7 protein-coding genes are annotated in these 11310 nt (G+C 71.8%); 4 read left to right on the top strand and 3 right to left on the bottom strand.

From position 1 onward, the window contains the following. Positions 1-275 precede the first annotated feature (275 nt). The 3 genes from ABZS54_RS22685 to ABZS54_RS22675 form a co-directional block, all read right to left on the bottom strand. Entirely contained in the window at positions 276-689 is a 414-nt protein-coding gene (locus ABZS54_RS22685; RefSeq protein ID WP_355538884.1) for an ATP-binding protein, read from the bottom strand. A 272-nt stretch (positions 690-961) separates the two neighbouring features. Continuing rightward, on the bottom strand, positions 962-2053 hold the full coding sequence (locus ABZS54_RS22680; protein ID WP_355538881.1) for a hypothetical protein: 1092 nt from the start codon (positions 2051-2053) through the stop codon (positions 962-964). 178 nt (positions 2054-2231) lie between these two features. After that, positions 2232-3428: a DUF4344 domain-containing metallopeptidase gene (locus tag ABZS54_RS22675; protein WP_355538878.1), complete on the bottom strand. Its 1197-nt coding sequence runs from the start codon at positions 3426-3428 to the stop codon at positions 2232-2234. Between the two features lie 289 nt (positions 3429-3717). Here ABZS54_RS22675 and ABZS54_RS22670 point away from each other — a divergent pair, with 289 nt between their 5' ends. From ABZS54_RS22670 to ABZS54_RS22655, 4 genes are all read left to right on the top strand, one after another. After that, complete coding sequence (locus tag ABZS54_RS22670) at positions 3718-4143, top strand: VOC family protein (protein ID WP_355538875.1); 426 nt, start codon at positions 3718-3720, stop codon at positions 4141-4143. Between the two features lie 871 nt (positions 4144-5014). Continuing rightward, complete coding sequence (locus tag ABZS54_RS22665; RefSeq protein WP_355538872.1) at positions 5015-8902, top strand: Pls/PosA family non-ribosomal peptide synthetase; 3888 nt, start codon at positions 5015-5017, stop codon at positions 8900-8902. Then, positions 8890-10404, top strand: a complete 1515-nt coding sequence (locus ABZS54_RS22660) for a M1 family metallopeptidase (protein ID WP_355538869.1) — start codon at positions 8890-8892, stop codon at positions 10402-10404. The genes ABZS54_RS22665 and ABZS54_RS22660 overlap by 13 nt, the downstream gene beginning before the upstream one ends. Before the next feature lie 126 nt (positions 10405-10530). Further along, positions 10531-11304: an SDR family NAD(P)-dependent oxidoreductase gene (locus ABZS54_RS22655; protein WP_355538866.1), complete on the top strand. Its 774-nt coding sequence runs from the start codon at positions 10531-10533 to the stop codon at positions 11302-11304. Positions 11305-11310 lie beyond the last annotated feature (6 nt).

Here is an 11310-nt window from a genome sequence, read left to right as displayed (position 1 = left end):
GGGGGGGGGGGTGGGGTGTGGTGGTGTGTTTGTCGCCGCGGCCCCGGTGGGGCCCCCCCCCCGGGCGGGGGCCGGCCCCCCCCCCCCCCCCGGCGGGGGCCCCCACGGCCCGTTTCGCATTTTTTTCGTGGACGGTTATCGAATCACTGCCGCGGCTGCCTTGATCCCGCAGGGAATAGGCATCTCCGGGCGGCAACCGCGGGCACTGAGCGGAGCCGTGGTCGGCGCGGCCGCGAACTCCCTTGTGCGCCGGGAGTGTCCGTACTCGTTGCTCGTCAGCGGGTGTCGTGGGGATCGGGTCGGCCGGGTGGGTGGAAGCAGGCGCTGACGGCCTTACCGTGCCTGCTCGGGTGCATGTGCAACTCGTCGGCGACCGCGTCGACGATGCTCAATCCGCGACCGGACGGGGTCGTCGTATCCGTGGCCTGCGGCATGGGGACACCCGGGCCGTTGTCGCTGACGTAGACATTCAGACACCGGTTGTCCCATGCCAGCACCACCTGCGCCGTGCTGTGGGCATGTACGTGGGCGTTGGTGATCAACTCCGAAACCGTCAGGACGACGTCGTCCACGGTCTCGGTCGCTTCCTTGGTCCATTCCAAGGTTGCGAGATGTTTCCGAGCCCAACGCCTTCCGGCCTCGACTCCGCCGCCGATGGGAAAGGCCTGCGCCCACCCCACCGCTCGCATGTCGGCCATGGAATCCCTTTCGTCCGTCCCCTCCTACCGGGAGCGCCTACCCTCCGGCGCGCCGATCACCCCGGTGAGAGCCGATGCGTGACGAGGTCGTCCAGGCCGTCTCCGAACTCCTCGGCGGCGTCCTGCGCCATACGCCTGACGGTGTCCGGCATGGTGTCGGAGGTAGGGCCGGGCGGTAGCAGGGCTTGCACCGACGCGGCGCGCGGGCCGTTGCCGCGAACCGGGGCTGCTGCGGCGCGCCCGCACCTTTCGTGTGGTGGGGCTCAGGAATCCGTCCATAGCCGGAGTTGCTGCGGGGCTTCCTCCATGCGGGTGAGCCACGTGTTGTCGCCCAGGGGGATGGGGGCGCCGAAAACGGGGATCGGGTAGGTGATCTCGCGTGGGGTCGGGTCGGTGGTGGAGATCGTCCAGTGCCGGTGGTGGCCCCACTGGTCGTCGAGTTCGGCGGTGGAGGCGAGGAGGGTTGTCGCGTTCAGGTAGCCGCACATCTGGTCCCAGACGGGTGGCTCCTCGGCGTCGTCCGCGTCGGGGTGGGGCAGGAGTTGGGTGTAGTCGATCTCGGTGAGCTCGCTGTCGTCGGCCACGCGCCGGCGGGTGAGGTTGTCCGTGGACAGGTCGAGCGTCACGTATTCGTCGCCGTCCGGCGAGATGTCGCACAGGACGAGGCCGGGTGCGGTTTCGGCGCGGCGTGTGGTTGCCTCGTGGCCGTTCCATGAGCCCCACAGCACGGTGACGTCGTAGGGGTCGCTTCCCAGGCACACGGCGACGCGTTGTCCGTCGGGGTGGGGAACGTGGTGCGACTGCGTCGCGAAGAGGTCGGGCAGGTCGAGGCGGTGGATCACGCTCGCGTCGACGGCGTCCAGGAGGAGCCATGCCTCACCGATCGGGGTCTCCGGTGGGTCCTGGGCCAAGGGGGTCGCGACGTGTGCCCAGACCAGTTTGCCGTCCGGGGTGATGTGGGCCGAGCCGGTTTCCGCGACATCGGTGTCCCGGTCGCAGGGACAAGGGGTCTCTTCGTCGGGGACGAAGGTCCGGGGTATCCGGGTGCGGCACTGGTGGAACAGTTCCCAGCGCGGTGTCCCGTCGGCGGCGACAGCGCGCACCGAGTGCGGGCCGACGAAGACCGCGTAGCTCAGATCGGGGCTCACACAATCTTCGCCGCTCAGCAGCGCGGGCCAGGGCGCCGGGAACCGTACTCGCGGACCGCGTTCCGGGGCCGCCTCGTCGACGATTCGGGCATCGAGACACGTGTCCTCGCGCAGGGTGAGCACCCGTACCCCGGGAGCCCGAAACACCCGTGTGCGGGCGCCTTCGGGGACGTCGACGACAACGAGCGACCGCGCTTGGACAGACAACCCGACTCCCGCTGGACGATGCAGGCCGCGAGGGGCGACCGCCCGTGCAAGATACGCCGCGACCAGCGTCGTTCCCCCTCTGGGGGTGATGCTGCGCCTGTCATCGGCCGCTCGCGGCGGCCGTAGGTCGTCGGCCTGGCGCGCCGGATATGTGGTGTCTCGTCGGCGCGTTGCGGTTCTATCGTTCCCGAAGCAGCGGGGCGAGGTCCGTCATCCAGGCGGCGCGTACGTGTGTCCACTCCGTGGCGCAGCCGGCTGCGCGGGCCGGGGTGAGCAGTGGCGAGGTCGCGGCTTCCGGGTTGCGATCCGGAGCGGAACCGTACAGGTAACAGAGGTGGTTCGCGGCGCGGAGCCGATCCGGGGCGTGCTCGTCCCTGGCGCCGCCGCTCCCGCCGCCGTCGCCGCTCTCGCTTCCGGTACCCCTATCGCCATCGGTGTCCCCGTCGGCCGCGGACAGTTCGTACTCCTCGACTGCGGCGAGTAACTGACGCTCGCCCTCCGGACCCTGACGGAGCATCAGCAGGGCGGCGAAGCGGTCCGCGGCGTCTTCCTCGGCGCGGTCCGCGAGTTGCAGGGCCAGTTCGTCGATCAGGACGTGGCCGGCCTCGTGGTAGAGGGTTTCCACCATGACCGCGGCAACCTCGGCATCCGCCGGGTGACGTCCGGCGCGTTCGAAGAGCCGGCGCTCCTCGGCGGCCTGGTCGTAACAGATCTCCACACGACGGGAGTTCGGGTCGTAGCCGGACCCTTCGCCGCCGCACGAGCGGGCGACGACCGGAACCCGGTGGGTGAGCCGGACGAACCGGTCGAGTGCGTCTGCGACCGATTCCAACGCCTTCCGATCCCGCAGGAAGCCGGCCTCGGCGCGGTCCGCGTCGGCGGGTGGCTCGTAGCTCACCTCGAAGCCGGCGCTCCCCGGCGACCCGGTCGGGGTCGGCCGCGCCTCCCGGTCCCTCCCGTCGTCGTCCGACGCGCCACCACACCCCCCGAGCAACGCCATCGCGAGCAACCCCGCGCACATTCGTCCCGCCCCGATTCCTCGGCCGCTCGCGACCCGTATCCACATGCCCGAGATCCTGCCCGCCACAGGCGCCTCCCGCCGACGACGGCGATCCCGCCCGGATCCCCTCAGCCGCACCGGTGCCGGTACCGGCACTGACACAGTCCTGGCCGCCGCGTCCCTCGCCGCCTTCGGCGTGCTGGGGCACAGCACCGCGGCGAGCAGGCCGAGCGACGCCGGGCGGAGTCGGCGGTCGGCGGTGGCCCCGCCGACCCAGGCTCCGCCCGTGGGCCCATTCGTCTCGGCGAGGTCGGCGAGGGTGCGACTGACCGAGTCCTCGATCCGGATGCTGGAGTCGAGTCGGAAGAACTTCATGTGACCGAACACCTGCGTGACAGGACATACGAGACTCTGTGTCACATCTACGTCGGCGCGGCCATGACCACGCGCAGAGGACTGGGCCCGGCAGACGAGGAACCTCCCGCCGACCCCGAACACGGATCCCCCCGGGTCGACTCGGCCGAGACTCCACCGTTCGCCACCGGTGTGCGCGTCGGCTCTCACCTCATCAAAAATCACGACAGGAGGTGTCGTGATTCGTTGAGAGCCTGACCAGACGACCACCGGGCAGCCCGAGTGGTCACGTGACGAGAGAGGGTTCCCGGTGGGATCTCAGGTCAATTCGTGCATCACGTTCAACGGCAACGCGCGGCAGGCAATGGAATTTTACCGGCAAGTCTTCGGCGGCGAGCTGGAGCTGGGAACCATCGCGGACTTCGGCTCACCGGACGCGCCCAACGCCGACAAGGTCATGCACTCTCGCCTCGATACTCCTGCCGGCTACACGCTGATGGCATGGGACTTTCCTGCCGACAGGCCAGGCCACCCGCCATATCGGTCGGGGAACAACGTCGCGCTCTTCCTGGGCGGCGACGACGACAGCGAACTGCGCGAGTACTTCCGGAAGCTATCCGAAGGCGGCACCGTCACCCTGCCGCTGGAAAGGCAGGTCTGGGGTGACGAGGCGGGTTCGGTCGTCGACCGGTTCGGCATCACCTGGATGTTCAACATCAGCGCCCAGCTCCAGTGATCGACAACCGAGTCGGCCCGTCGCGAACGAGAAGTTGGTCGCCAAACGGGATCAGATCGGCCGGCAACGCTTCCATGCGAAGTTCCGGTTGCGCGGACGGGACCGCGCAATGGTGGAACTACACGGTCTTGCGTCACGCGAGGCACCGTGATACTCGCGCTCCGACACCGGGCCCGCTCCCGGCCCCGTGGCCACGCCGCACCAGGCCCATCCCCGACCCCGAGGCCGTGACCGGTCTTGCCACCGGTCCCACCACCGGTCTCACGGCCGAGCCCGGCAGGGAATGCAAGCTCAGCAGGTAGCACCACCACGCCCGCCGCCCGCGACACCCGTACCCCTCCCGGCGGGCGGCGGCACGCCCCCGGGCGCCGGTCGCCCGCACCCCGCCGAAACCCCGCCCGCCCCCCGCTCCGGGCGGACCGCAAAACGGCACCGGACCCGGCGCGGAATCCGGCCCGGGCACGACCCGAGGCGGCATCGGTCGCGACCCCGGGAGGGCCGTCGGGGCGTCATCCGTCCGGCGGAGTCGGGTGGGCGGGGTGGTCGGGGCGGGCCTACGGTGTTGTGTGGGTCACAGGAGTGAGTGGTGGTGCCCAAGTCGAGTTCTGGGCTGACGGAGCGTCAAAAGACTTGGTTTCAGGGGGTGGTGGGATCTGACGGGTCGTCAAATCAAATCTGACGATGCGTCAGATCCCTTTGTCCTAAAGGCAGTTGATCGCATCGTGGGTCGTCGTTATGCGGCGAACAGAGCTAGTGTCGGTCGGGTTGCCACGCTCGAGAAGCGACCCGGCCGGCCAGGGACCGGGGACGCGACACCTCCCCGGGAGCCTTCCAGTGGGCCGTAGCGGGGACCAGGGATGATGAGGACCTCATGGCCATCGCGCTACCAGTACGCGCCTCGGACGATCCGTCCGGCACCGCACCGACGCCGACCCCGGCCGGCTACACCGGGCGCCCCGCCCCCGCGCCGCGCACCCTCGTGGACATCCTGGACGCCACCGTCCGGGCCCACCCGAACGAGCCGGCCCTCGACGACGGCCGGCGGACGCTGACGTACCGCGCCCTGGCCGCCGAGGTGGAGGCGCTGCGCCGCCGGCTCGCCGACGCCGGGGTCGGCGTCGGGGACCGGGTCGGCATCCGGGTGCCGTCCGGCAGCAACGACCTGTACATCGCCATCCTCGCCGTGCTGGCCGCCGGCGCCGCCTACGTCCCGGTGGATGCCGAGGACCCGGACGAGCGGGCCGACCTGGTGTTCGGCGAGGCCGGGGTATGCGCCGTGCTCGGTGCCGAGCGCGAGCTGCGGGTCATCCGGGACGCCGGCGCGTCCGTGGCGCCCGCCCGTCCCAGCCCCGGTGACGACGCCTGGATCATCTTCACCTCCGGCTCCACCGGCAAGCCCAAGGGCGTCGCGGTCACCCACCGCAACGCGGCGGCCTTCGTGGACGCCGAGGCCGGCCTGTTCCTCCAAGAGGAGCCGATCGGCCCCGGCGACCGGGTGATGGCGGGCCTGTCGGTCGCCTTCGACGCGTCCTGCGAGGAGATGTGGCTGGCCTGGCGGTACGGCGCGTGCCTGGTCACCGTGCCGCGCTCGCGGGTGCGCTCCGGCGCCGACCTGGGGCCGTGGCTGGCCGAGCAGGAGATCACCGTGGTCTCCACGGTGCCCACGCTCGCCGCGCTGTGGCCGACCGAGGCGCTGCTGGACGTACGGCTGCTGATCTTCGGCGGCGAGGCATGCCCGCCCGAGCTGGTGGAGCGCGTGGTCGCCGATGGCCGCGAGGTGTGGAACACGTACGGCCCGACCGAGGCGACCGTGGTCGCCTGTGGATCGCTGCTCACCGGCGAGAGCCCGGTCCGGATCGGGCTGCCCCTGGACGGCTGGGAACTGGCCGTAATCGACGCCGGTGGTCGGCCCGTGGCGATGGGGGAGACCGGCGAGCTGGTGATCGGCGGCGTCGGCCTGGCCCGCTACCTGGACCCGGCCAAGGACGCGGAGAAGTACGCACCGCTGGAGTCGATGGGCTGGGACCGCGCGTACCGCAGCGGCGACGTGGTGCGCGCCGACGCCGAGGGCCTGGTCTTCGTCGGCCGCGGCGACGAGCAGATCAAGCTCGGCGGCCGGCGGATCGAACTCGGCGAGATCGACGCGGCCCTGCAGGCCCTGCCCGGCGTGGTGGGCGCGGCCGCCGCCGTTCGTACCGTCAAGGGCGGCAACCAGCTCCTGGTCGGCTACCTGGTGACCGGCGAGGGCTGGGACCGCGAGGAGGCGGTCCGCCGGATGCGGTCCGAGCTGCCCGCGGCGCTGGTGCCCCGGCTCGCCCCGGTGGCCGACCTGCCCACCCGTACCTCCGGCAAGGTCGACCGGGACGCGCTGCCGTGGCCGCTCGCGGACGCGGAGGAGGCCGGTCCCACCGAGCAGCTCTACGGCACCGAGGCATGGCTCGCCGAGCAGTGGACCGACGTGCTCGGCATCGCCCCGGAGACCGCGCGGGACGACTTCTTCGCGATCGGCGGCAACAGCCTGGCCGCCGCCCGACTGACCACGCTGCTGCGCGAGCGCTACCCGGCTGCCGCCGTCGCGGATATCTACCAGCAGCCCACGCTGCGCAAATTGGCCCGCCGCCTGGAGCGCTCGGCCCAGGACGCGGGCGCGGTGCGCAAGGTGGCGCCGACGCCTACCCGGGCCCGCGTCGCCCAGCTGCTCCTGCTGATTCCGCTGTTCACCCTGATCGGGCTGCGCTGGATGGTCGGCCTGCTCGCGCTGGGCAACGTCGCCGCCTGGTTCGGCGACTACCCCTGGGCACCGACCACGTCGTGGTGGTGGGTCGCGGCCGGCTGGGCGGCACTGTTCAGCCCGCCCGCCCGAGTGGCGATCGCCGCAGGCGGCGCCCGGTTGCTGCTGCGCGGGGTGCGCCCGGGCACCTATCCGCGCGGCGGCGGCGTGCACATCCGGCTGTGGGCGGCCGAACAATTGGCCGACGCCAGTGGCGCGACCGCGCTCTCCGGGGCCTGGTTGTTGCGCTATGCCCGCGCGCTCGGTGCCAAGGTCGGCCAGGACGTCGACCTGCACACCCTGCCGCCGGTCACCGGCCTGCTCAAGCTCGGCCGAGGCTGCGCGGTGGAGGCCGAGGTGGACCTGTCCGGCCACTGGCTGGACGGCGACCGGCTGGAGATCGGCGCGATAAAGGTCGGCGCGGGCGCGATCGTGGGCACCCGCAGCACGCTCTTCCCCGGTGCCCGAATCGGCCGCTCCGCCGAGGTGGCGGCCGGTTCCGCGGTCACCGGCAACGTGCCGCCGAGCCGCCGCTGGGGCGGGGTGCCGGCGGTTCGACTCGGCAAGGTCGACCGGGGCCGATTCGGCGAGCGTCCGCCGCGCAAGGCGCGCTGGGCGGTTCTGTACGGCGTGAGCGGGCTGGCGCCGACCCTGCTGCCGGTCCTGGCCGTGCTGCCCGTGCTGCCGATCCTCGGCGCGTTCGTGCGGCCGGGCGAGGGATTGGGCGCGGCGCTCACCGGCGCCCTGCTCGCCCTGGTGCCGGCGGTGGCCGCGTTCGCGCTCGTCTACGCGCTGTCGATCGTGCTCCTGGTCCGCCTGCTCAGCCTGGGTCTGCGGCCCGGCTACCACCCCCTGCACGGCCGGATCGGCTGGCAGGCGTGGACCGTCACCCAGCTGATGGACCTGGCCCGGGACAAGCTGTTCCCGCTGTACGCGAGCCTGTTCACGCCGGTGTGGCTGCGGGCGTTGGGGATGAAGGTGGGCAAGGGCGTCGAGGCATCCACCGTGCTGGCGCTGCCCAGCCTGACCACGGTCGGCGACGGCGCGTTCCTGGCCGACGACACGCTGATCGCCTCCTACGAACTCGGCGGCGGCCGGATCCGGATCGGTGAGGCGCGGATCGGCGAGCGGGCCTTCCTGGGCAACTCGGGGATGACCGCGCCGGGCCGCTCGGTGCCCGCCCGCGGCCTGGTCGGCGTGTTGTCCGCGACGCCGAAGAAGACCAAGAAGGGCGGCTCGTACCTGGGCATGCCGCCGATGCGACTGCCGCGTTCGGCGGATGTCGCGGACCAGGGTCTGACCTACGACCCGCCCGCCCGGTTGCGCTGGGCCCGCGGCCTGGTCGAGCTGTGTCGCGCGGTGCCGGTGTTGTGCTCCGCCGCGCTGGCCGTACTCACCCTGGCCGCGCTGGCCTGGCTGGGCACCCACTCGCTGATCCTGGCCGCGCTGCTGTCCGGCCCGGTCCTGCTCGGCTGCGGTGTGCTCGCGTGCGTCGTGTCGATCGCGGCCAAGTGGCTCCTGGTCGGCCGGTTCAAGCCGGTCGAGCACCCGCTGTGGAGCGGCTTCGTGTGGCGCAACGAGCTCGCCGACACCTTCGTCGAGGTGCTGGCCGTGCCGTGGCTGATCGGCCGGGTGCCCGGTACGTCGGTGATGAACGTGTGGCTGCGCGGGCTCGGGGCCTCCATCGGCCGCGGCGTGTGGTGCGAGAGCTACTGGCTGCCGGAGGCGGATTTGGTCACCCTGGAGGACGCGGTGAGCGTGGGGCACGGCTGTGTGCTCCAGACGCATCTCTTCCACGACCGGATCATGCGGATGGATACTGTGATCCTTCGCGAGGGCGCCACCCTGGGCCCGCGCGGGATCGTGCTGCCGGGCAGCACGATCGGGGCGCGCAGCACGCTGGGTCCCGCCTCGCTGGTGATGCGCGGCGAGACGGTCCCGGAGGACACCGGTTGGCTGGGCAATCCGATCGAGGCATGGCGACGGTAATGCGTTTCGAGGCGGCGTCGCAGGACACGGCCCGTCCCGCGACGGTGGGCGCGACGGGGACGGAGCACGAATCGGTGATCGACCAGGGGCCGCGCTCGGCCGCGGGGGAGGCGTACTTCGCCACACACGGCGATCCGCGCTATCGCGTGCATCGCTACGAGCTGGCCCTGGACTACCGCCCCGGCCCCAATCGGCTGGCCGGCACCGCCCGGATCGGCGCGGTGGCCGGCGATCGGCCGCTCGGTGAAGTCGTGCTCGACCTGGGCGAATTCCGGATCGGCCGGGTGCTGGTGAACGGCCGCCAGGCGCGTTACACGCACCGCGCGGGCAAGCTGCGGGTACGGCCGGGCGCGGCGATCGGTGCGCGGGCCGCGTTCACCGTCGAGGTGCACTACGTCGGCAATCCCAAGCCGGTGCGCAGCCCGTGGGGCGGGGTGGGCTGGGAGGAATTGACCGACGGATCGCTGGTGGCCGGCCAGCCGATCGGCGCGCCGTCCTGGTACCCGTGCAACGACCGGCCCGACGACAAGGCGGCGTACCAGGTCTCGGTCACCGCGCCGTCGGCGTACACCGTGGTGGTCAGCGGTGCGCTGCTCACCCGCAGCACTCGGGGCAGCACCTCCACGTGGGTCTACGAGCAGCCTGCGCCCACCGCGAGCTACCTGGTCAGCGTATCGATCGGCCGCTACGACACGATCGGGCCACTGGAGCCGCACGCGAGCGTGCCGCAGTTCGCGCACGTGCCGGCCCGGCTGGTGCCGCGATTCCTGGTCGACTTCGCCCGGCAACCGGAGATGATGACGGTCTTCGAGGAGTTGTTCGGGCCGTATCCGTTCGGCGAATACACCGTGGTGGTCACCGACGACGAACTCGACATCCCGATCGAGGCCCAGGGACTGGCCACCTTCGGGGCGAACCACGTCGACGGCGCGCGCGGCTCCGAACGGTTGGTCGCGCACGAGTTGGCCCACCAGTGGTTCGGCAACAGCGTCGGGCTCGCGGACTGGCGGCACATCTGGCTCAACGAGGGCTTCGCGCGCTACGCGGAGTGGTTGTGGGCCGAGCGCTCCGGCGGGCGCCCCGCCGCCGCGCAGGCCGCCGTGGAGCACATCCAACTGAGCAGTCTGCCGCAGGACCTGCTGCTCGGGGCGCCGCGCCCGAAGCTGATCTTCGACGAGCGGATCTACGCCCGCGGCGCGTTGACCGTACACGCGGTGCGGTGCGCGCTGGGCGACACGGCGTTCTTCGCGATGTTGCGGGGCTGGGCCACGTCGCACCGGCACGGAGTGGTGACCACGGACGACTTCACCGCACACGTGGCGCGGTACGCCTCCCGGCCGTTGGACGAGTTGTTCGACGCGTGGCTGTATCGCGCGGCGCTGCCGCCGTTGCCGACGCAGCCGGCTGCGCGACCTGCGCCGTCCTCGCCCTCTTCGCCGCCGCAGCGGCGGGGGCGACTCGGGTGGCCGTGGGCGCCGGGGCAGGGCGGATCCACCGGGTGAAGCGGGGGCGGCGGTCGGGGTCCGTGTCGATCCGTCATACGGTGCGGGAAGACCGGCAACGTGGTCACCGACACCACCCGCACGGGTGGTTCGCCGGTGTCCGGCACGCATGAGAGGAATCCCGCGATGACCCAGGGCGAGACCGCGAACCCCACGACCGCGTCCCGAGGCTGTGCGGTGGTCACCGGCGCCAGCAGCGGGATCGGTGCGGCGACCGCCGTGCATCTGGCGAATCTGGGTTACGACGTCGTGCTCGGCGCGCGCCGCAAGGACCGGCTGGACGAGGTGGTCGCGCGTTGCGCCGGTCGTGGCCGGGCGCTGCCGCTGGACGTGGCCGATCCGGACTCGGTCGCCGCGTTCGCCGCCGGGGTGGAGCGCTGTGACGTACTGGTCAACAACGCGGGCTTCGCGCGTGGCACCGAATCGGTCGCCGAGGCGGACGAGGCGGCGTGGACCGCGATGTACGAGACCAATGTGCTCGGCACGCTGCGGGTGACCAAGGCGTTCCTGCCGCTGCTGATCGCGTCCGGCGACGGTCAGGTGATCACCATCGGGTCGGTCGCCGGGCGCGAGCCGTACGAGGGCGGGGCGGGGTACAACGCGGCCAAGCACGCGGTGACCGCGATGACCCGGGTGCTGCGGTTGGAGCTGCGCGGGCAGCCGGTGCGGGTGTGCCAGATCGACCCGGGCATGGTCGAGACCGAGTTCACCCTGAACCGGCTCGGCGGCGATGCCGAGAGCGCGTCGGCGGTGTACGCGGGAATGACGCCGCTGGTCGGTCAGGACATCGCGGAATGTGTGGGATGGGTGGCGACTCGGCCGCCGCACGTGAACATCGACTCGATGATGGTGCTGGCGCGGGACCAGACGTCGGCGCGCGTGGTGTTCCGTCGGGATTGACGGGGC

Source organism: Embleya sp. NPDC005575 (assembly GCF_040605455.1).
GTDB lineage: Bacteria > Actinomycetota > Actinomycetes > Streptomycetales > Streptomycetaceae > Embleya.
This window is presented reverse-complemented; position numbering and strand designations above follow the sequence as displayed.

Excerpts from the sequence above, each read along its gene's own strand:
- ABZS54_RS22685 (WP_355538884.1), bottom strand. The coding sequence starts at position 689 with ATGCGAGCGGTGGGGTGGGCGCAGGCCTTTCCCATCGGCGGCGGAGTC.
- ABZS54_RS22675 (WP_355538878.1), bottom strand. The coding sequence starts at position 3,428 with ATGAAGTTCTTCCGACTCGACTCCAGCATCCGGATCGAGGACTCGGTC.
- ABZS54_RS22665 (WP_355538872.1), top strand. The coding sequence starts at position 5,015 with ATGGCCATCGCGCTACCAGTACGCGCCTCGGACGATCCGTCCGGCACC.
- ABZS54_RS22660 (WP_355538869.1), top strand. The coding sequence starts at position 8,890 with ATGGCGACGGTAATGCGTTTCGAGGCGGCGTCGCAGGACACGGCCCGT.
- ABZS54_RS22655 (WP_355538866.1), top strand. The coding sequence starts at position 10,531 with ATGACCCAGGGCGAGACCGCGAACCCCACGACCGCGTCCCGAGGCTGT.